A 19,204-nucleotide genomic window follows, 5' to 3' on the forward strand; every position below is an offset into this window, starting at 1 on the left:
AAGGGATTCCGGGGGGCAGGTGATGCTGCTCCAGGAATCCCTTTTTCATGAGCTACGACCGCGCCTGCTGGCTTATGAATCTTCCCGCTGAAACTGCTTGTTGTACAAATCCCGGTATACCCCATTCTCTGCCAGCAGGGAAGCGTGCTGCCCCGACTCCATAATCCTGCCGTCCTGAACAACCAGAATATTGTCGGCTGCCATGATGGTGGAGAGACGGTGGGCGATGACCATGCTGGTCTTGCCGCGCAGCAGTTCATGCATCGCTTGCTGGATGTAATATTCCGATACCGTGTCCAGCGACGAGGTGGCTTCGTCCATGATGATAATGGGCGGATTCTTGAGCAGTACGCGCGCGATGGACATCCGCTGTTTCTCACCGCCCGACAGCTTAATACCCCGATTGCCGACGACCGTGTTGTAGCCCTCAGGCAGCTTCAGAATGAAATCATGAATATAAGCGGCTTCGCAGGCGGCCGTCAGCTCGGCTTCCGTGGCTTCAGCGTTAGCATAGAGCAGATTCTCACGGATCGTTCCATTGAACAGATACGTGTCCTGGGTGACGAGGCCTATCTGCGAGCGAAGCGAATGCAGCGTGAACTCGCGGATGTCCTTGCCGCCGATACGGATCATACCCGAATCCAGCTCATAGAGCCGGGGAATCAGGTTGGTAATGGTAGTTTTGCCTGCTCCGCTGGGTCCGACCAGGGCAGTCAGTGATCCGGCGGCTGCCGTGAAGGAGATCCCGCTCAGTGCGGGCTTATCCGGGGCGTAAGCGAAATTCACCTGCTCGAAGACGATGTCTTGTCCCTCTACGCGGCTTGGAAGAGCCAGCTTAGCATCCACAATCAGCGGGTCCATATCGAAATAGTCAAAAATCCGTTCAAACAGCGCCACCGAACGGTTCACATCCACATAGAGATTGGTCATCTGCATAACCGGAATATACAATCTGCTCAGCAGTGCCACAAAGGTGATAATTGCTCCGACACTCAGCTCTCCCTGGATGAATAAATATCCACCGTACAGATAAATCATCATTGGCCCGATACTGGTGAAGGTGGTAAGGACCAGCATGAACCAGCGGCCGGCCATGGATTCGCGGATTTGCAGCCGTGTTGCCTGGGCATTTACGGTCCGGAAGCTTGCCAGTGCGGTGTCCTCTTTGGTGAACAGCTTCATAAGCATGTACCCGCTGAGGCTGAGCGTCTCCTCAATGATCTGATTCTGCTCCGAGATCTTCTCCTGTGTCTCTTTGGCCAGCTTCCAGCGCACATTGCCCATTTTGCGGGTGGGTATGATGAATAAGGGAATGACCAGGATACCTAGCAGCGCAAGCTTCCAGTTCATGATGAACAAGGTTGCCGCCGTGGAGATCAGAATGAACAGATTGCTGGCACAATTGACGATGGTGCTGTTGAACACGCCTTGAATCCCAGCAATGTCACTGGTCATCCGGGTGATGACCTCGCCTTGCTTAACACCTGAGTAGAACTGCAGCGGCATGCTCTGCAGATGGCGGTACATCTGGTTTTTCATATCATGGACAATATTCTGGGAGATAAAAGAGTTCAAATAATTCTGCAGCACACCCAGCAATCCTGACACTACCGTTGTAGCCAGCGAGGCGGCAACGAGCAGAAAGAGCAGCTGCAGATTCTTGTCCGGTAGCGCCCGGTCAATGATCTGCTGAATCAGGATAGGAGGGAGCAGCCCCAGCACTGCGGATATGCACAATACAGTCATCACCAGCAGAGTCTGCTTCCAGTACGGGGCGAAATACTTGACGATGCGTAATAGCAGCGCTTTGGATATATCCGGCTTTGCCTCCTCCTCATCGAACTTTAATTTGCCATGCCCGAAGCCTCCTCCGGGTCCTATGGCTCTGAAGCCTCTCGACAATAGGGTCACCAGCTTTGCTTGAATTTTAGGGATACTATATATGTAAAAATAATCCTGTAATATGTCTGTCATGGGCATTATACGCCTGGATTTTCCGGATGTAAATGCTAAACTGGATAGGTTGGAATGAACTGGAGAACTAAATGGCAGCCCTAAGATTGAGAGGAGAGGGACAGAATGATTATAGATGCACAGGAATATGAAAACAAAGGACTCCGCTACACGGTGAGATCAGCCGTGCCGCAGGATGCCCCGCAGTTGTCCGCGCTGAGACTGACGGTCGACGGGGAGACGGAGAATTTAGACCGGGTTCAGGGGGAAGCATTCATCGACCCGGAGGGCTTCCGGTCGCTTATAGCGGCGGATACGGCCAGCGGCACGAACCTGTTTCTGGTTGCCGGGGTTCAGGACAGGCTGGCGGGCTTCGCCAGATGTGAAGGAAGTCCGCTGCGCAGGCTGGCCCATCAGGCCGAGTTCGGAGTCGGAGTGCTCCAGGAGTTCTGGGGATACGGCATCGGCCGGAGCCTGCTGGAGCAGTCTATCAACTGGGCGGATTCTATCAGACTGGAGAAGCTGAGCTTGAAGGTTCTGGAGAGGAATGACAAGGCGATCCGGCTCTATGAGAGCCTGGGCTTCGAGGTCGAAGGTGTCCTGCGCAGAGACAAGCGGCTGGCCGATGGACAATTCTATTCTACAATTGTTATGGGCAGATTACGCGGGGATAGAGGGGGAGCGTAAGCCAAATGTAATCGGAAAACCGATCATAATTGGACTGGGCGCGCCACATAAGCCAGATGTAATCGGAAAACCGATCATAATTGGACTGGGCGTGCCACGTAAGCCAAATGTAATCGAAAAACCGATCATAATTGGACTGGGCGCCTGGTTTAAAATTAAGGAGCAGCGACGAGCTGCGCGAATCTCCGCGTGGTCTCGTGTATATCCTCAGCTCCGGCAATGGCCGAGATGATGGAGATTCCATCCGCACCAGCCCGGATGACCGGCGGAGCATTCTCCAGGGTGATGCCGCCGATGCCCACTACGGGAATGGTCAGGCCGCTTCGTCTTAGCTCTTCAATGACAGTAGTTCCCCGGACGGCCTGGGCATCATCCTTGGAAGTAGTAGGATAGACAGGTCCGACTCCGAGATAATCGGCTCCGTCCGCGATGGCCTGCCGGGCTTCCGTCAGATTATGCGCGGAGACTCCGATGATCTTATGCTCACCGAGCTGCTCACGGATCAGCCGGGCAGGCAGGTCATCCTGGCCGACATGAATGCCATCGGCATTAAGCATTGCGGCAAGCTCCAGATCATCATTCACGATGAACGGGATGTTATAGGCCCGGCATATCTGCCGGAGTTGTTGGCCTAGACGGAGCAGAGCGGCACCTTTAAGCGCAGAGGGACCCTTTTCCCGAAACTGGAACAGAGTAATGCCCCCATCGGCAGCAGCGGTTAAAGTGTCTTCCGGCGAGCGGCGGCAGTTCACACTGCCCATAATGAAGTACAGCTTCAGCAGTCTGCGCATATCCTCGTTGTCAATCCGTGTCATAACGTTATCCCCCTTGATCTCATCCTGTTCCCGTAAGCAAAATGATTCGTCGGCCCCTGCCCGGCCCCGATGTTCAGGCTATCCTCAATCGCCGCTTGAATGAAGGCCTTGGCGGTCTGGACAGCTTCTGGCATGGAATGGCCCAGCGCAAGACCTGCCGTCACCGCAGCTGAGAAGGTGCAGCCGGTTCCGTGAGTATGCCTCGTCGCAATCCGCGGGCTGGACATATACTGGAATTCCCGTCCGTCATAGAGCAGATCCACCGCCTCATCTCCAGACGGGTCATGTCCACCCTTCAAGATAATGTACTTGGGTCCCATCTGATGCAGCAGTCTTGCTGCTTTCTCCCGGTCTTCCCTGCCGTGAATCTTCATTCCCGTCAGCATCTCTGCTTCAGGAAGATTGGGGGTGATGGCAAGCGAGAGAGGAAGCAGGCTTGTAATTAGCGCCTTCACTGCCTCCTGGAGCAGCAGCTGTGAGCCGCCCTTGGCAAACATGACCGGATCGATCACCAGCTTCTGCTCCCAGCCGTACTGCTGCACTTTACTGGCAACGACGCGGATAATGTCACTGCTGAACAGCATCCCTGTCTTAATCGCATCCGGCGGCAGATCACTGCCGATCGAATCCAGCTGGGCTGCAACGGTCTCCGGCTCCATCGGATAGACTCCCTGGACACCTAGTGTATTCTGGGCGGTGAGTGCAGTAAGTGCAGACATGCCGTACACTCCCAGCTCCTGAAAAGTCTTCAAATCCGCCTGAATCCCGGCCCCGCCGCCGCTGTCGGAGCCGGCAATGGTCAACGCTTTGCGTATGCTAGTCATCTTGTTCTCTCCTTTGCGGTGTGCGTTTTAGGCTTCGAGCAGCTTCAGCCGTGAGCGGCTGCTGTATTGCTCCGGGGTCACCAATGACAATTGATTCAGGAACAAGGTCTGGAAGCTGCCGGGACCTTGGGCTTCAGCCTCCTCAGCAGCAAGCTCTGCTGCCACGCCGTAGAAGGAGAGGGCCTCGGCAGCCGCCTTAAGTACCTCCCCGCCGCTTACGGCAAGGAATGCACCCACCACAGCACTTAGCAGACAGCCGGTTCCGGTTACCCGGGTCAGGATGGAGTGCCCGTTGCTGGCAATGTAAGTGCGCTTTCCGTCCGTAATGATGTCTTCCTTGCCGGTGATAATCACGACGCAGTTCAGCTTCTGCGCCGCTTTAACGGCTAGAGCGACTACATCGCCTTCGCCTGCTCCGGCATCCACGCCTTTGCTTGCCCAGCTCTCCCCGGCCACATTGGCAACCTCGGCCACATTGCCGCGCAGCGCAGTAAGCTGAAGCTCACTCAGCAGCTTAGCCGTAACGTCCGTGCGGTAGGCGGTAGCCCCGGCTCCAACGGGATCAAGCACTAGCGGCACATGGTGACTGTTCGCAGCCTTTCCAGCCTCGATCATGGAAGCAATGGCGGCTTCATTCAGTGTGCCGATGTTCAGTACAACCGCCCCGGACATGGCGGCTACATCCGCTACTTCTTCAATGGCATCGGCCATGAACGGCGAGGCTCCCAGAGCCAGCAGCCCGTTCGCTGTGAAGTTAGCGACTACGATATTCGTGATATTATGCACCAGCGGGTTCGCCTGGCGTACTTTAGACAGATAAGACATATGAATTCCTCCTGAAGGTATAATTTAGAAATTAATAAAAGCATTCTTAACATCCACTTCCTGCGCCAGCAGTCCGTTCTCGCTCAGCCATTGGTTAACTTTCTCCCATGTAGCCTCATCCTGATAGCCGAAGGGCTGGGAGTCAGCATCCATCAGCGGCAGCAGGATCTCCAGACTGCGCTGTTCAATCGCTTCATCCAGCGTCGCGGTGTCCTCCTGATGGGCAAGCAGCAGCTTCAGTGCTTCATCCGGGTGATCGGCTACATACTGCTGGCCTTTTCTGATGGCATCCACGAATTTCTGATAAAAGCCCTGCGAATCCTGCAGTCCCTGCTCACTGGCGGCCAGTACCAGCTCATAATAATCCGGGACCCCGTAATCTACGGGATTGAAGGAGCGGACCGGATGGCCTTGCTGCTCCAGAATCAGCTGCTCATGATTGATGAACCCGCCCATAATTCCATCCACCCGTCCGGTGGAGAGAGCAGGAATCAGATCAAAGCCGACATCCACCAGCTTGAGGGATGAAGGGTCCCCGCCGTCGCTTTTCACCATCGTCTTCAGCATCGCTTCATATAACGGAACGGAGGAATATCCGGCTTGCTTGCCTGACAGCTCTCCCGGGCGGGTAATGCCGCTGTCTGCGGATACCATGAGATGATTCAGCGGGTGGCGCACCAGCGCAGCGATCGACTTGACTGGAATCTGCTCGCCCCGTGCCATCAGCACCTGCGGCTGATAACTGAGTGCCAGATCTACCTTCCCCGCAGCAACAAGCTTCAGCGCATCATTGGTATCGGCCGGCATCTGAATCTCAACCTCAAGGCCCTCCTCCGCGAAATAACCTTCAGCCTCTGCCGCATACAAAAAGGAGTGGACAGCATTGGGATACCAGTCGAGCATAATCGTCAGCTTATGGGCTGCGCCTTCAGCTCCAGTCCCGGCCCCAGCCTCAGAAGTGGCAGTAGTACCAGTTGAAGAGCCGGAGGCCGCGGGACTATTCGTATTGGCGCAGCCTGCCAGTACAGGCAGCATACAGAGGAGCAGAGCGGACAGCAGCATGGCTGGCCTTGAAATTGCATTGTGCAGATAACGGGTATAGCGGATAGTAGTCATGAATAACGTCCTCTTTTCTTCAAAATAATCTTCTCCAGCGCGGCGACTGCCAGAAACAGCAGGATACCGAGTACGGATAATAAGACAACAGCAGCGAACATCTTGGCGCTCTGCAGATTCCCTGCCATTCTGCGGCTGAAATAGCCCAGCCCTTGGCTGCCCCCAAGCCATTCCCCAATCGTTGCACCGATCACACAGTACACAGCCGACAGCTTCAGTCCGGAGAAAAAAGAAGGCAAGGCCAGCGGAACGCCCACCTTCCAGAGAATCTGCCAACGGTTCGCGCCGTACGTAAGCAGCAGCTCCCGGTAGGCGTCCGTGTTCTTAGACAAGCCGTCATAGGTGCCGATGACCACCGGGAAGAAAGCGGTCAGGAAGACAACGGCGACCTTGCTCCACAAGGTGTAGCCGAACCACATGATGAACAGAGGCGAGAGGGCGATCAGCGGAACCGTCTGGCTGATAATCAGCAGCGGGTACAGCGCCTTGGCCAGCGGACTGAACAGGTGCATGGCGATGCCCAGCAGGCTGCCGCAGACCACAGAAAGTGCAAAGCCTGTGAGCACCTCAAGCAGTGTAGCAGGCAGATGTACCGCGAATAACAAGCGGTGTTCCTCCAGCACAGCCATGCAGATCGCAGATGGAGCCGGAAGGATGAAGGGAGGAACCAGGCCCAGCCGGGCTACTGACTCCCAGACCGCAAGCGCCAGCAGGGCGAGCAGGGCCGCCGGACCGTAATGCTGGAGCAATCTTCTAAGAGCGGCGGTTCTCATATAACTTCAGCTCCAATTTCTGGCGCAGGGCGGCGAACTGCGGTTCATAGTTCAGACTGTGATGACGCGGACGAGGGAGACTGGCTGAGAATTCCTGTATCCCGCCGTCCTCTCGGCCAGTCATTAGATAGATTCTGTCACTGAGCAAGAGCGCCTCCTCCAAGTCATGGGTGATGAATAGCACCGTCTTGTCTAGCTCCGCCCATAACTCCAGCAGCCAACGCTGCAGCGAACGCTTCGTAATGGCATCGAGCGCCCCGAACGGCTCATCGAGCAGCAGCAGGTCATTCCCGGCCGCCACAGTGCGGAGGACCGCCACACGTTGGCGCATCCCGCCGGACAGCTCCTGCGGATAAGCCCCTTCGGTCTCGTCAAGGCCGAAACGGTGTAGCAGGGTACGGATCTCGGCAATAGCGGCTGCTTTGGGACGGCTGCGCTTAAGCTCCCAGGGCAACAGACAATTGTCCAATACGGTGCGCCAAGGCAGGAGGAGATCCTGCTGCGGCATGTAGGCCACGCTACCCAGTCTTTTCGCTGCTGTTGCTGAATCAGCTCCGTTAAGCGTGATCCTGCCGCTGCCCGGCTCCAGCAGACCGGCGATGATTTTGAACAAAGTGCTTTTGCCGCATCCGCTTCCGCCTACGATAGAAATGAATTCGCCGCGCTGCACATTCATGGATAGCCCTGAGAATACGGGTGTCCGGGACGAACCGGTCCCGAAGACATAGGACAGATTGCTAATATTGATCATAAGACTATGTACGAAGCCTCCTTGGAATTGGTATAGATACTGTACGGAGCACAAAAAAGCCCCATTCATTCCCGGAGGCAATGAATGGGGCGGAAGGTACAGTCAGCTGAGGCCCTGTGACGGGAACCACTGATACATTCTGCTCCACTTCCCTCCGCTGGTATGATCCAGATCAGGTTCAAAGGGTCCGGAGCTTAAGCTCCGTCTCAGTCGGCCGACTCCCCTAGTGAATAATGTTGCTATTGAATTCGTAATTGCTACTTAATATACCACAAATTCTCCTCTTGTAAAGGGCAGGCGGTCAGCGCTTCGCCAGACCGGTCACGAACAAAGTGACGATGCCCCGGGAGATGTCCAGCTTGGAGGCGTGGTGCCGCTTCTGCTCATACAGGTACAGATCGGGACTGAGGACAGAGATTAGGGCTGTGGCCGCAAAGGCCGGATCAATGTCAATAATCTCACCACCTGCCGCAGCGCGCTCTAGCAGCTCTGTCATCATCACCCCCAGCCGCTGAAAAAAAGGATGCTCAAACTGGGTCAGCTGCTTCTTGCCGGTGAACTCGGCTTTGATCATATTCAACAGCTCGGCATATTGTTCAATGAAATCGGCAATCTGCTCAATGCTGCTCTGCAGCTGAGCGAGCGCCGGGGCTTCACCGGCACTGGCAGCGACCTGCTGCTCCAGCCCGGACAGGAATTGATCTGCGCTGCCCTTCAGCAGGGCAGAACAGATCTCACCCTTGTCCGTAAAACGGCGGTACAGGGAGCCTTGCCCTATGCCTGCCCGCTTGGCAATGCTGTACATGCTGACCGCCTCGAGTCCGCTCTCGGTGAACAACTGGCGGGCAGCTTCAAGAATCCGCTGGACATAAGGATCGGCGGACACGGGCGGAGCGGATTCTATGGCTTGCGGAGCTGACGGATGGAGCTGCGCAGCATCGGTGTCTGGCTTGTTCATGAGAACCCCTTTCAGAAATAAATCAGTGATTTACAGAAAAATAAATAAAAGAATTGACACCACGGACAATTGTCCGTAGACTATGAATTGCACTAACGGACAGTTGTCCGTTCACTCATTATATAGAACAATCTGCCCGCAGGTCAATGTAGAACGCGGACAGCTTTAGGAGGAGAAGAGACATGGATCAGACCTTGAAGCAGGAAGCCGATTTCCGGCTGTCCAGTATTCTGGTTCCGCTGCTGGCTATTATTGCAGGAGTATTTATGGTTGTGCTGGACAGTACGGCGATGAATGTAGCTTTGTCCAGGCTGGTGGTGGATTTCAAGACGGATCTGCATACGCTGCAGTGGGTAGTTACCGGATATATGCTGGCTCAAGCTTCAGTTATTCCGCTGTCAGGCTGGCTGTCTGACCGGTTCGGAGCCAAGACAGTCTTCCTGACGGCGGTTATTGTGTTCACGATAGGCTCGATTCTGTGCGCTACACCAAGCAGCGCCGAATGGCTGATTGTTTTCCGGGTCATTCAGGGACTGGGCGGCGGCTGTGTGCTCCCTGTCGGGATGGCCTATGTGTACAGACTGGCTCCCAAAAGCAAGGTTGGCGTAGTCATGGGCATTATGGGCATTCCCGTCCTGTTCGCACCGGCTATTGGTCCGGTATTGTCGGGCTGGCTGGTTGAATATCATTCCTGGCGCTGGATCTTCCTCATTAATATTCCGATTGGCATCATTGCTGTGCTGATTGGCCTGCGCAAGCTGCCGAATGCTGCGAAGAACAGCGTGCCCGGCATGGATAAGCTAGGTATGGTTCTTGGCCCGCTGGCCTTTGCTTCGTTAACCTACGGGGTTAGCCAGGGCGCGCAGAGCTGGACCTCTGAGAAAACGCTGATCGGATTGCTGCTGGGCGCTGTGGCGCTAATCGCTTTTATCATCGCAGAGCTGCGCTCCAAGACACCGCTGCTGGAGCTGCGGATTCTGAAATCCGTAGATTTCACGACAGGAATCATCGTGCAGTGGATTGCCCAATTCGGCTTATATGGCGCGTTATTCCTGCTCCCGCAATTTCTGCAGCAGGCCCGCGGCTTCGGCGCATTTGATACCGGTCTGACGCTGCTGCCGCAAGCGATCGCTTCCGGGCTGATGATGCCGATTGCCGGGATACTGTTCGACCGGATCGGTGTGCGCTGGCTTGTGGTCTGCGGTCTCAGTCTGGTCTCCGGCGCGTTATTCCAGTATTCGCATGTAGATCTTACCACACAGAGCCGGGACCTGATCCTTCCGCTGATCATGTGCGGGGCGGGAATGGGCATGATGATGATGCCAATGAACACGCATCTGCTCAATAAGGCACCCAGCCATCTGGTGAACCGGGTAACCTCGCTGACGAACTCGATGCAGCAGGTAATTACTTCGCTGGCCGTCTCGACGCTGGTTACGATTCTGACCGCAAGAACAACTGCGCGCGGCATAGAGATGCAGGAAGCGGCGGCAGCTGCCGGGAAAAGTACCGCAGGCGCTTCACAGCAAGCGTTGCTGCTGGCTAAGCAAACTGTATTATCGCAGGGCTTCGCAGATACGTTCCACATTATGATGTTTGTCGCGCTTGGCGGTGCGGTCCTTGGACTGCTGCTGCGCCGGGGCCGCCATTCCGGAACTGAACGTTCTAAGGAACAGGCAGCACCAGAAATCATGCACGTATAGTAATGCCCATATAGAAGCAGAGCTTATGTAGTGCATAGAGCAGCGATTCTCCTTTTCTCGGAGAGTCGCTTTTTGTATTGATTTCTCTTCTGGATATCCTGATGCAGGAACAGAAATTGGGGCAAGCTAAGCTATTGAAAATCAATACAATACAAATCCGATGAATATAATCGGAAAAAGTTGTTGACGCAGGTAACACCCCGGTGTTACGATTCTTTTTGCCGGTAAACACGGTGCTTGCAGAGAAGATACGAGAGGGGATTCATCGAATGAAAAAACTAAGTCTAACTATTATGCTGCTCCTGACCATGGTCACGGCTGCGGCTTGCGGAAGCAACAATACGGACAAGACAGCAACGGGCGGCAATACCGGGGCTGAACCCACATCTGCTGCTACAGAGGGTGCAGCTTCCGGGGAGCAGAACAGCCTTGAGGCCGTCAAAGCCAGCGGCAAGCTGCGCATCGGAACCGAAGGAACCTATGCACCGTTCACCTTCCATGATGCAGACGGCAAGCTGACGGGCTTCGATGTCGAGATCGCCGAAGAAGTGACCAAGCGCCTGGGTGTGAAGCCGGAGTTCATCGAGACACAGTGGGACGGGATTTTTGCCGGGATGGATGCGGGGCGCTTCGATGTGATCTTCAATGAAGTCTCCATTACCGATGAGCGTAAAGTGAAATATGATTTCTCCGATCCGTATATTGTCTCCAAGGCTGTGCTGATCGTCCCCGAGGATAATCAGGATATTAAGACCTTCGCTGATCTCAAGGGTAAAAAAGCCGGCCAGTCGCTCACCAGCAACCTCGGCAAAATCGCCACAGACAACGGTGCTGAGATCGTATCCACCGAGGGCTTCAATCAGGCGATTGATCTGCTGACCTCCGGCCGGATCGATGCTACCGTCAATGACGGCTTGTCCTACCTCGACCTGAAGAAGCAGAAGCCGGATATCAAGATCAAGAAGGTGGATGAGATTGCCGAAGGCTCGCATAGTGCCGCAGTCTTCCTGAAAGGGAATGACGAGCTGGTGCAGGCGGTGAACGAAGCGCTGACCGCTATGAAGAGCGACGGAACCTACCTTAAGATCTCCGAGAAGTATTTTGGCGCTGACGTATCGAAATGATGGATGACCGCCAAATACAAATATTTCTCGATTCACTGCTGCCTCTGTTCAAAGCGGGGGTGGCTTTTACCCTTCCGCTTGCGGTAGTATCCTTTATTCTTGGGCTGCTGCTGGCGGTGGTTACTGCACTTGCCCGGCTGTCCTCCTTGAGGCTTCCGAGACTGATTGCCCGTTTCTATGTCTGGGTGATCCGGGGAACGCCGCTGCTGGTGCAGCTGTTCATTATTTTCTATGGACTGCCCGCCGCCGGGATTGTGCTTGATCCGTTCATCGCCGCTGTCATCGGGTTCACGCTAAGTGTCGGGGCCTATTCCTCGGAGATTGTCCGGGCTGCTATTCTGTCTATCCACAAGGGCCAGTGGGAAGCCGCGTTCTCTGTGGGAATGAGCCGGAAGCAGGCTCTGCGACGGGTGATCTTGCCTCAAGCTGCCCGTGTATCGGTTCCTCCGTTATCGAATTCTTTTATTAGCCTGGTTAAGGATACCTCGCTTGCGGCCAGTATTACTTATGTCGAGATTTTTAGAAAAGCCCAGCAGATTGTGGCGACATCCTATGAACCCCTGCTGCTATATTGCGAAGCGGCATTGTTCTATCTGCTGTTCTGCTCCGTATTGTCGGCGTTGCAGAATTATTTGGAGAAGCGGCTGGACCGGTATTCGGCCAGTTAAGGTTAAGGAGGCACAGGCATGATTGAAATACGCGATTTACATAAGTCTTTCGGGCCGCTGGAAGTGCTAAAAGGTGTGGATATCACCGTTGAACACGGCCAGGTAATGGTCATCATCGGACCTTCCGGCTCCGGCAAAACCACACTGCTGCGCTGCTTCAACCTGCTGGAGACCCCCGACAAGGGCAGTCTTATGCTGAACACGATTAAGCTGGATTTCACCCCAGGCGCCAAAATTCCACAGCGTACCGTACTGTCCCTGCGCCAGCAGACAGGAATGGTATTCCAGTCTTATAATCTGTTCCCGCATATGACGGCGATCGGCAATGTGATGGAGGGACAGGTCACGGTGCAAAAGCGTTCTAAGGAAGAAGCGCGCAGCAAAGCGCTGGCCCTGCTGGACAAGGTGGGTCTGGCAGACAAGGCAGATGCGTATCCGCATCAGCTGTCCGGCGGCCAACAGCAGCGTGTAGCGATAGCCCGCGCCATGGCGGCCTCGCCGGAGGTGCTGCTATTCGATGAGCCGACCTCGGCGCTTGACCCTGAGCTGGTCGGCGAGGTGCTGAAGGTTATCAAGCAGCTGGCCCGGGAAGGAATGACAATGGTCATCGTCACCCATGAGATGAAATTCGCGGCCGATGTGGCCGACCGGATCATCCTGATGGACAACGGAGTTATTCTGGAGCAGGGAACCCCCCGGGAGGTGCTGGAGGAGACGAAGAACCCGCGCGCCCTGCAATTCCTCAACCGGTTGAGCGGGTCAAATTTCCTCATTTAGAAACTAATTTGCCTGTGTATGTGATGTGATCTTGTGAAAGGACCTGGATCGAGCTGCTGCCCAGCTTGGTGCTACCCTTGAAGGCTGTAATCTCCAGACTGCTGTCAGAGACAGTGTATTGAATGGATTTATCAGTTGGAGGAGACCAGTAGACCGTATCCCCGGGCTTAACAATGGCTTTGGTTTTCGAAAGGATCACCTTTCCGTCGGCCGGATTCCACAACAGCAGCTGGCCCTCAGTGGCCCGTACCTCAATGGTATCTGCACCTTCAGCAGCAAGCTTGATCGGGAAGCCGGGCACACTGCTCATATATAACGAGTACTGGCCGAGCGGAAATTCGACACCCGGCTGAACCACTACCGGGACGCCGTCTGCTGCATAAGCTGTCACCATGAACCCGCTGTAAAGGGGAGAAGGGGTGGCAGGATCACCGCTGTTCACAAGGAGGGGTCCTAGGGTGGCGATTAAGAGGATGATCACACAGGAGAGCACAGTGGTCATTATTTTTCTGAGAAATGTCCAAGCTGAGGTCTTTGACGTACCGGAATGAATTGTGGCACTGCGGATAATGGATTGTTTAAAAGCTTCGTCAGCCTTGATACCGTCCATCCCGTTCACATACTTATCCTTCATCATGGTCGAAATCCTCCATTAGCTTAGTCTTCAACAGCTCCTTAGCCCGCTTAAGCTGAGTGCGGACCGTATTCTCATTGATGCCCAGGAGCTGCGCAATTTCTGCTGTTTTGTAGCCCTCATAATAATAGAGATGTATGACGATCCGATATTTTCGGGGAAGCATCAGCACATAGGATAGGATTTCCAGATCTTCTGCCGGTTCAATAGGAAGAGGCACTTCTTCATAGGAGCGGAACCATTTCCGCCACGGGCTGCGGATGACATCCCTGCACGTATTAATTGTTACTCTTATGAACCATGCCTTCTCATGCTCCAGGCTGTTAAAGATACGCTGGTGCTTGAAAAACTTGATGTATACCTCCTGGCACACATCCTGAGCATCCGCCAGATTACCGAGATGAGCAAGGGCTAAGCGCAGGAGCATATCGGTATATTGGTTGACTGTAGTTGTTAAGCTGTCAGGTTCATTCATAAGGTTGTCGTTATTCCCCATCATCCGCCTCCATTCACTACTAACACGTATGGTAAAGGGAGAATGTTTCATCTCACAATAAGCCTACGTACTTCCTGCCAAAAAAACAAGGCTGCCCCTAGCCGTAACGGCTTCCGGGACAGCCTTGTATCTATCATACGCGGGGGAACGGTATGAACAACTCCAACTTTCCTTTAATTCTGTGTGCCGCCATCGCTAACGGACTTCAAGTAGTCCAGCGTGTTGTACAGCATAACTGCTGCTTCAGCGCGGGTAATCGTGCTCTTCGGATTGAACTTGCCGCTGGCATCGAGGGCAGTGATCTTGTATTTCAGCGCCCGCTGAATGCTGCCCTGGTAGGAAGGGTCCAGCGCGTCTGCGTCTGCAAGCGTAGCAGGGACGAGATTGATCATCGGCAGGTTACCGGCCTTCTCCACAGCTTGAACCAGCATACTGGTATACAACTCTTTAGAAATCGGCTTTGCCGGATCGATATTGGCCGGGATATTCACACCATTATAGTGCGCATTGATGAAGGCTTCCGCGTACCAGGCATTGTCCTTTACTTTGGAGAAAATAGCACTGGCCTGGGGAGCCTTATTGAAATCAATGGCGGCCAGGCTAAGCTGCAGACCACCGGAGATGAACTGTACACCTTGTGCAGTCGATACTATGGCTCCGGGAAGAAACTGTGTGTCTGATATTCCTTTGATTCGACCTTGCTCCTTTAGTGTATCTATTTTATCCTTGCCGCTTATACTGCCGATATCCTTGAAGCTGCTGCCTGCTGCAAACATCTGCCCGGCCAGCGAGAAGGAGAGAAGGGTGGCTGCGGTTATAGCTGCGATAGTGTATTTTCTCATAAACATCTGAATTCCACCTCTATTATAGGTTGGGCCGCTTGGCCTGTATCAACTCCCTTGACGGTATAAGGTTAGAAAAGGTTGCAGCGCTCTACATCATTTCCTGAAACAGCAGATTGCGGTAGGGGTACCGGCTAAATCTGGTCTTGAACAGCAGCGCGATTCCGCTTTCTTCAATCGTTACAGATTTCAGTGACGTTGTTCTCACCAGACTGCGGACCATCGCCCTTACCGCCCGGTTATCCTTACGCCGGATGGCGGCAGCCATAGCTTCAGCGAAGCTCCGGTTAACCGCAAGCTCGCGGTACAGCGGGATGATGGAACGCGCTATGCAGCGGTGAGCGTCTGTATTGAAGGTGAACTGAACGGTTCCAGGCGGAATCGTCGTTCCATTGGTATAGAAGGCAACCGGCAGCGGAAAAGGGAAAGAGATAAAATATCCGATCCCGTTCGTTCCGTAATTCTCCGCGTCCGCAAGTGCGGGGATACTGTGGAGCAGGCTGCCCATCAGGTCCAGGTCGGCAGTGACAACCGCGGTTGTCCATTGCCTGGCATAACTGCGGTCTCCGGCAATTTTCCGGTAGAACGGCAGCATGGCCGCAGCTACGCTGCGCAGTACACGGGCTGTTACAAGCCGCTGCGTCTGCTTAGGTTGTACTTTCGCCATCTGGATCATCCTCACTTTTTAAATATATTAATTTATACGTTGCACACGATAAATTATCCTATAAGTTTCATGTGATCTTGATATAGAGTATGGGGATAGCGCGCACTTCGGAATGGGCGGACCCGGTTTCGGCAGAAATATTATCTGTGTGCGGAGCGGCAGAGGGGGCTATTGCGGGCAAGTGATGTTATACTGGTGTCAGGACTTTTCTTTGACGGGCAAGTTTGTTATGCTTATATCGTAACGATTACTAATTATTCTGCGGGAATTGTTCTGCTTCCGGAAAGGTGGGAACCCGGGTGAACCGAGTGGCAAATATCAGCCAGCAGTTTGCGGCTCATAATTATAAGCTTACACCACAGCGTGAGGCGATAGTGAGAGTGCTGCTGGATAATGAGAAGGATCATCTAAGCGTGGAAGAGGTATATATGCTGGTCAAGCGCAGTTACCCGCATTTGGGCCTGGCGACGGTCTACCGTACCTTGGAGCTGCTGTGTGAACTTCATATTGTGCAAAAAATGAATTTCGGCGACGGCGTCGCCCGTTATGATCTGCGCGACGATGATCATGTGCATATGCATCATCACCTGATCTGCAATGTATGCGGTAAGCTGGAAGAGATCAAGGATGATTGGCTGTTGGAGCTGGAGGCGCGGGTAGCCCGTGAATATGGCTTCAGTGTGACCGATCACCGTCTCGATTTCAAAGGCACCTATAATAGCTGTCAAAAGAACGGCTGCAAGGGCGACAAGGACTGCCGCGCCGTCTCATAAGCACATCTGCAGCACGCAGAAGGCGCAGGGCTGAAGTTCAGCCTGCGCCTTCTTGCAAATATAAGGCGTGCCCAGAAAGCGCGTATCTTCTAACCGGTGAAAGTCCGGTCACGGGAGGGGCCAAGCCCCCGTGTAGCTAGGATGCCTGCGTACGGCGAAATCCGTGCGTAGAAGCGCATCGACAAAAGTCCGGTCAGAGACAGGGCGAGCAACCCGCCAGGCCGTAACATGAAGTGAATCCTGCCGCGTCGTCATAAAGGCCCCGCAAGGGGGAAGAGAGGAAGTCGAACCTCGCTTATATGGGTGAAGACCATGGAAGCTGCAGAGAACTTGGAACGGCAGTGAAGAATCCTCCGGCGTATGGGGATCGGCATGGAAGGAAAGAAGACATAGTGAACTGGGGAGACCCTCCCCCACACGGGAGGATTTTTTTTTTAGAAACCCGTAAAAAGACGCTCTATAAGTCCAAAAGATGAAATGAACCGTCTGTGGGAAGGGAGTCCGAGGGGCTCATAGTACCGAGGAACCTAAGGACAACATAACCTTAGGGAGAGAAGGAGCCCTGCTTTGTTTATGCTTTTGGAGGAGGTACGAGTGAGTGAATGCCAGTAGGCTAACGACACCTAAGGAAAAAGTTCAAGAACTCCAAGAAAAGCTAGGTCATGCGGCCAAGGAGAACAACAAGCGTAAATTCCATGCACTGTACGACAAAGTCTACCGCTGGGATGTGCTGAGTGAAGCCTGGAAACGGGTGAAAGCGAACAAGGGGGCTGCCGGAGTAGATACGGTGACGCTCGCGGATATTGAGAAACAAGGAGAAGTGCAATTTCTCAAAGACTGCGAGCGAGCATTAAAGGATGGTAACTACCACCCACAGCCCGTACGGCGGCACTATATCCCAAAGAAAGACGGGAAACCAAGACCGCTGGGCATACCCAGCGTGCGCGACCGAGTGGTGCAGATGGCAACCAAACTCGTCATTGAACCGATCTTCGAAGCGGATTTCGAAGAAGTATCCTTCGGATTTCGCCCGAAGCGAAGTGCGAAAGGAGCACTGGATCGAATCCGGAAAGCCTGCAACCGCAAAGGAAATTGGGTAGTCGACGTCGACATCCAAGGTTACTTCGACAATATTAACCAGGAGAAACTGATGAAATTGGTACAAATGCGTATCAATGACAGACGAATCCTGAAGTTAATCCGGAAGTGGCTTCAGGCGGGAGTCATGGAAGAAGGAAACGTAAGACGTTCCGATTTAGGCACACCACAAGGTGGAGTGATCTCACCACTTTTGGCGAACATCTATCTGAACTATTTTGACCGACTGTGGGAAAAACACGGGAAAGGAGTAGGTGAACTCACGAGGTATGCAGACGATCTTGTGGTGGTCTGTAAAACTAAAAAGGACGCCGGACATGCGTATGAACTCATACGCAGAATCATGGAACGTCTGGAGCTGACGCTACACCCAACCAAAACCCGTATTGTCGGCTTATGGACAGGAGACGAAGGATTCGACTTCTTAGGAATGCACCACCGGAAAAAGAAGGCAGAAACATCCCAAGGCAAGGTGTATTACACCACGCAGCAGTGGCTAACGAAGAAGGCGGAGGAACGAATTCGAGGCGTGGTTAAAGAAAGATTAGCACCGCCCAGCATGCGTTCGAAATCGTTTGCGGAACACGTGGAATGGCTCAATCCCAAGATTCAAGGATGGAGAAACTACTATTACACAAAGTACAGCCAAAAGAGGTTAGCAAAACTGGATTGGTATATTCTGCAACGATTTACCCGGTGGTATGCGAAGAAGAGACAACGAGGAAGATGGATGAGATCCCGGTCAGAAGTTAGATATTTGACCATCCAATATGGACTAAAAACGCTATTGTAATCTGCATGCCGATGAATGACAAACATCGGAAAGCCGTATGAGGGAAAACCTCACGTACGGTTTGATGAGGAGGGGCTGGGTTGCACCAGCCCTTTACTCTAGAAGTAATATGTTTCACACGATAACTTATCTTTCTATTTCTCGCTGAACGGTGCCGTCCCTAAAAGGACGGCATAGCGTTTCCACTTGTGTATGCGTAATCTGCGAAATGCCGCTGCTAGGAGCGGTTCGGCACGAAGGATTTGATCCAGGTTCCGAAGCTGCCGGGATTGCGGGTCTGAACCAGGATCACCCCTTCGCCGCGGAACCGGCAGACCAGGGCCTCGCCGCTGGTTAAGCTGTTCAGCCAGCCGGAGGCTGCTTTTTCCACCTTGTAATTCATATAGTCCGGCCAAGCTACAAGGTGTCCGTTATCGATGATCATCTCTTCGCCCGGTCCGAGGTTAATAGCGTGAATCGCTCCGAAGGAGGAGAGGAAGACGGTGCCCCTGCCGCTGATTTCGAGAATGAAGAAGCCTTCGCCGGAGAACAGGCCGCGGGTCAGATTCTGCATCTTGGTATTGACCTGAATGCCTTGGGTTCCCGCCAGGAAGCCGTCTTTCTGAACAATCAGCTTGTACGACCCGTCCAGCTCAATGGCCTGCACATCCCCGATGGAACCGGGTGAGAGCAGCACCTCACTCTGTCCGCGCGTGGCGGTCAGCTCCTGGAAGAAGAATTTCTCCCCGCTCAGCATACGGCCCAGGCCGCGCATAATTCCGCCGTCCACGGTGCCCCGCAGCTCCACGTTCGGTGACATGGCGACCATCGCCCCCATCTCCGCCTTGACGCTCTCGCCCGGCTCCAGCAGGACCTTCAGCATGGCGAAGGCGCCGTCATACAGCACATCATATTTCATATAGTACTCCTCCTCATTCTTGCGGTTAT

20 protein-coding genes and 1 riboswitch are annotated in these 19,204 nt (G+C 53.8%); of the genes, 7 read left to right on the plus strand and 13 right to left on the minus strand.

Going from position 1 to position 19,204, the window contains the following annotated elements:
- Positions 1-72: 72 nt before the first annotated feature.
- Positions 73-1,974, minus strand: a complete 1,902-nt coding sequence (locus MKZ07_RS04750; protein WP_341024788.1) for an ABC transporter ATP-binding protein — start codon at positions 1,972-1,974, stop codon at positions 73-75.
- Positions 1,975-2,079: 105 nt separating this feature from the next.
- Between MKZ07_RS04750 and MKZ07_RS04755 the strand changes: the two genes are divergently transcribed.
- Complete coding sequence (locus tag MKZ07_RS04755) at positions 2,080-2,640, plus strand: GNAT family N-acetyltransferase (protein ID WP_076154092.1); 561 nt, start codon at positions 2,080-2,082, stop codon at positions 2,638-2,640.
- 155 nt (positions 2,641-2,795) lie between these two features.
- On the opposite strand, the gene thiE is transcribed toward MKZ07_RS04755, so the two are convergent.
- The 7 genes from thiE to MKZ07_RS04790 all read right to left on the minus strand — a co-directional run bounded on the left by thiE (position 2,796) and on the right by MKZ07_RS04790 (position 8,702).
- Complete coding sequence (thiE, locus tag MKZ07_RS04760; RefSeq protein WP_341024790.1) at positions 2,796-3,455, minus strand: thiamine phosphate synthase; 660 nt, start codon at positions 3,453-3,455, stop codon at positions 2,796-2,798.
- Positions 3,452-4,279, minus strand: coding sequence for a bifunctional hydroxymethylpyrimidine kinase/phosphomethylpyrimidine kinase (thiD, locus tag MKZ07_RS04765; protein WP_341024792.1), 828 nt, complete (start codon positions 4,277-4,279; stop codon positions 3,452-3,454). Before thiD ends, thiE begins: the two co-directional genes overlap by 4 nt.
- Positions 4,280-4,306: 27 nt before the next feature.
- Entirely contained in the window at positions 4,307-5,104 is a 798-nt protein-coding gene (gene thiM, locus MKZ07_RS04770; protein ID WP_341024793.1) for a hydroxyethylthiazole kinase, read from the minus strand.
- 24 nt (positions 5,105-5,128) lie between these two features.
- Positions 5,129-6,220 (minus strand): ABC transporter substrate-binding protein, encoded by a 1,092-nt coding sequence (locus MKZ07_RS04775; protein ID WP_051493398.1) that lies wholly within the window; start codon positions 6,218-6,220, stop codon positions 5,129-5,131.
- Positions 6,217-6,993 (minus strand): ABC transporter permease, encoded by a 777-nt coding sequence (locus tag MKZ07_RS04780; RefSeq protein WP_341024795.1) that lies wholly within the window; start codon positions 6,991-6,993, stop codon positions 6,217-6,219. The genes MKZ07_RS04775 and MKZ07_RS04780 overlap by 4 nt, the downstream gene beginning before the upstream one ends.
- Complete coding sequence (locus MKZ07_RS04785) at positions 6,974-7,744, minus strand: ABC transporter ATP-binding protein (protein WP_341024800.1); 771 nt, start codon at positions 7,742-7,744, stop codon at positions 6,974-6,976. The genes MKZ07_RS04780 and MKZ07_RS04785 overlap by 20 nt, the downstream gene beginning before the upstream one ends.
- Before the next feature lie 132 nt (positions 7,745-7,876).
- Positions 7,877-7,979: riboswitch (TPP riboswitch) on the minus strand.
- 66 nt (positions 7,980-8,045) lie between these two features.
- Complete coding sequence (locus MKZ07_RS04790) at positions 8,046-8,702, minus strand: TetR/AcrR family transcriptional regulator (protein ID WP_051493397.1); 657 nt, start codon at positions 8,700-8,702, stop codon at positions 8,046-8,048.
- 182 nt (positions 8,703-8,884) lie between these two features.
- Here MKZ07_RS04790 and MKZ07_RS04795 point away from each other — a divergent pair, with 182 nt between their 5' ends.
- The 4 genes from MKZ07_RS04795 (at position 8,885) to MKZ07_RS04810 (ending at position 12,974) form a co-directional block, all read left to right on the plus strand.
- Complete coding sequence (locus MKZ07_RS04795) at positions 8,885-10,405, plus strand: DHA2 family efflux MFS transporter permease subunit (RefSeq protein ID WP_076154084.1); 1,521 nt, start codon at positions 8,885-8,887, stop codon at positions 10,403-10,405.
- A 269-nt stretch (positions 10,406-10,674) separates the two neighbouring features.
- Positions 10,675-11,529 carry an amino acid ABC transporter substrate-binding protein gene (locus tag MKZ07_RS04800; RefSeq protein ID WP_341024804.1) on the plus strand — a complete coding sequence of 285 codons (855 nt, stop codon included), beginning with the start codon at positions 10,675-10,677 and terminating at the stop codon, positions 11,527-11,529.
- Entirely contained in the window at positions 11,529-12,197 is a 669-nt protein-coding gene (locus tag MKZ07_RS04805; RefSeq protein ID WP_036694388.1) for an amino acid ABC transporter permease, read from the plus strand. Before MKZ07_RS04800 ends, MKZ07_RS04805 begins: the two co-directional genes overlap by 1 nt.
- Positions 12,198-12,215: 18 nt before the next feature.
- The gene (locus tag MKZ07_RS04810; protein ID WP_341024807.1) at positions 12,216-12,974 is read left to right on the plus strand and encodes an amino acid ABC transporter ATP-binding protein; all 759 of its coding nucleotides are present in this window, start codon (positions 12,216-12,218) and stop codon (positions 12,972-12,974) included.
- Here the strand turns inward: MKZ07_RS04810 and MKZ07_RS04815 are convergent.
- The 4 genes from MKZ07_RS04815 to MKZ07_RS04830 form a co-directional block, all read right to left on the minus strand.
- Positions 12,967-13,611, minus strand: a complete 645-nt coding sequence (locus MKZ07_RS04815) for a hypothetical protein (protein WP_341024810.1) — start codon at positions 13,609-13,611, stop codon at positions 12,967-12,969. The genes MKZ07_RS04810 and MKZ07_RS04815 overlap by 8 nt on opposite strands.
- The gene (locus tag MKZ07_RS04820) at positions 13,598-14,104 is read right to left on the minus strand and encodes an RNA polymerase sigma factor (protein ID WP_341024811.1); all 507 of its coding nucleotides are present in this window, start codon (positions 14,102-14,104) and stop codon (positions 13,598-13,600) included. Before MKZ07_RS04820 ends, MKZ07_RS04815 begins: the two co-directional genes overlap by 14 nt.
- A gap of 173 nt (positions 14,105-14,277) precedes the next feature.
- The gene (locus MKZ07_RS04825) at positions 14,278-14,952 is read right to left on the minus strand and encodes an S-layer homology domain-containing protein (protein ID WP_341024814.1); all 675 of its coding nucleotides are present in this window, start codon (positions 14,950-14,952) and stop codon (positions 14,278-14,280) included.
- An 85-nt stretch (positions 14,953-15,037) separates the two neighbouring features.
- Positions 15,038-15,613: a hypothetical protein gene (locus tag MKZ07_RS04830; RefSeq protein ID WP_341024816.1), complete on the minus strand. Its 576-nt coding sequence runs from the start codon at positions 15,611-15,613 to the stop codon at positions 15,038-15,040.
- 299 nt (positions 15,614-15,912) lie between these two features.
- Here MKZ07_RS04830 and fur point away from each other — a divergent pair, with 299 nt between their 5' ends.
- Together fur and ltrA are read left to right on the plus strand one after the other, a co-directional pair.
- The gene (gene fur / locus MKZ07_RS04835) at positions 15,913-16,386 is read left to right on the plus strand and encodes a ferric iron uptake transcriptional regulator (protein ID WP_341024818.1); all 474 of its coding nucleotides are present in this window, start codon (positions 15,913-15,915) and stop codon (positions 16,384-16,386) included.
- A 598-nt stretch (positions 16,387-16,984) separates the two neighbouring features.
- Positions 16,985-18,277, plus strand: coding sequence for a group II intron reverse transcriptase/maturase (gene ltrA, locus MKZ07_RS04840; protein WP_036694821.1), 1,293 nt, complete (start codon positions 16,985-16,987; stop codon positions 18,275-18,277).
- 217 nt (positions 18,278-18,494) lie between these two features.
- Here ltrA and MKZ07_RS04845 read toward each other — a convergent pair whose 3' ends face one another.
- Entirely contained in the window at positions 18,495-19,175 is a 681-nt protein-coding gene (locus MKZ07_RS04845; protein WP_036694379.1) for a TIGR00266 family protein, read from the minus strand.
- Positions 19,176-19,204: the final 29 nt, after the last annotated feature.

Origin of the sequence: Paenibacillus sp. FSL P4-0338, from assembly GCF_038002365.1 — a bacterium.
Lineage (GTDB): Bacteria > Bacillota > Bacilli > Paenibacillales > Paenibacillaceae > Paenibacillus_AQ.

Bases quoted from the DNA above. Each gene is read 5' to 3' on its own strand.
- MKZ07_RS04785 (WP_341024800.1), bottom strand. From the start codon at position 7,744: ATGATCAATATTAGCAATCTGTCCTATGTCTTCGGGACCGGTTCGTCC.
- MKZ07_RS04755 (WP_076154092.1), top strand. From the start codon at position 2,080: ATGATTATAGATGCACAGGAATATGAAAACAAAGGACTCCGCTACACG.
- MKZ07_RS04795 (WP_076154084.1), top strand. From the start codon at position 8,885: ATGGATCAGACCTTGAAGCAGGAAGCCGATTTCCGGCTGTCCAGTATT.
- MKZ07_RS04825 (WP_341024814.1), bottom strand. From the start codon at position 14,952: ATGTTTATGAGAAAATACACTATCGCAGCTATAACCGCAGCCACCCTT.
- MKZ07_RS04845 (WP_036694379.1), bottom strand. From the start codon at position 19,175: ATGAAATATGATGTGCTGTATGACGGCGCCTTCGCCATGCTGAAGGTC.
- MKZ07_RS04790 (WP_051493397.1), bottom strand. From the start codon at position 8,702: ATGAACAAGCCAGACACCGATGCTGCGCAGCTCCATCCGTCAGCTCCG.
- MKZ07_RS04800 (WP_341024804.1), top strand. From the start codon at position 10,675: ATGAAAAAACTAAGTCTAACTATTATGCTGCTCCTGACCATGGTCACG.
- MKZ07_RS04820 (WP_341024811.1), bottom strand. From the start codon at position 14,104: ATGGGGAATAACGACAACCTTATGAATGAACCTGACAGCTTAACAACT.
- thiM (WP_341024793.1), bottom strand. From the start codon at position 5,104: ATGTCTTATCTGTCTAAAGTACGCCAGGCGAACCCGCTGGTGCATAAT.
- MKZ07_RS04775 (WP_051493398.1), bottom strand. From the start codon at position 6,220: ATGACTACTATCCGCTATACCCGTTATCTGCACAATGCAATTTCAAGG.
- MKZ07_RS04815 (WP_341024810.1), bottom strand. From the start codon at position 13,611: ATGATGAAGGATAAGTATGTGAACGGGATGGACGGTATCAAGGCTGAC.
- MKZ07_RS04780 (WP_341024795.1), bottom strand. From the start codon at position 6,993: ATGAGAACCGCCGCTCTTAGAAGATTGCTCCAGCATTACGGTCCGGCG.
- thiD (WP_341024792.1), bottom strand. From the start codon at position 4,279: ATGACTAGCATACGCAAAGCGTTGACCATTGCCGGCTCCGACAGCGGC.
- MKZ07_RS04810 (WP_341024807.1), top strand. From the start codon at position 12,216: ATGATTGAAATACGCGATTTACATAAGTCTTTCGGGCCGCTGGAAGTG.
- MKZ07_RS04750 (WP_341024788.1), bottom strand. From the start codon at position 1,974: ATGACAGACATATTACAGGATTATTTTTACATATATAGTATCCCTAAA.
- MKZ07_RS04805 (WP_036694388.1), top strand. From the start codon at position 11,529: ATGGATGACCGCCAAATACAAATATTTCTCGATTCACTGCTGCCTCTG.
- thiE (WP_341024790.1), bottom strand. From the start codon at position 3,455: ATGACACGGATTGACAACGAGGATATGCGCAGACTGCTGAAGCTGTAC.
- MKZ07_RS04830 (WP_341024816.1), bottom strand. From the start codon at position 15,613: ATGGCGAAAGTACAACCTAAGCAGACGCAGCGGCTTGTAACAGCCCGT.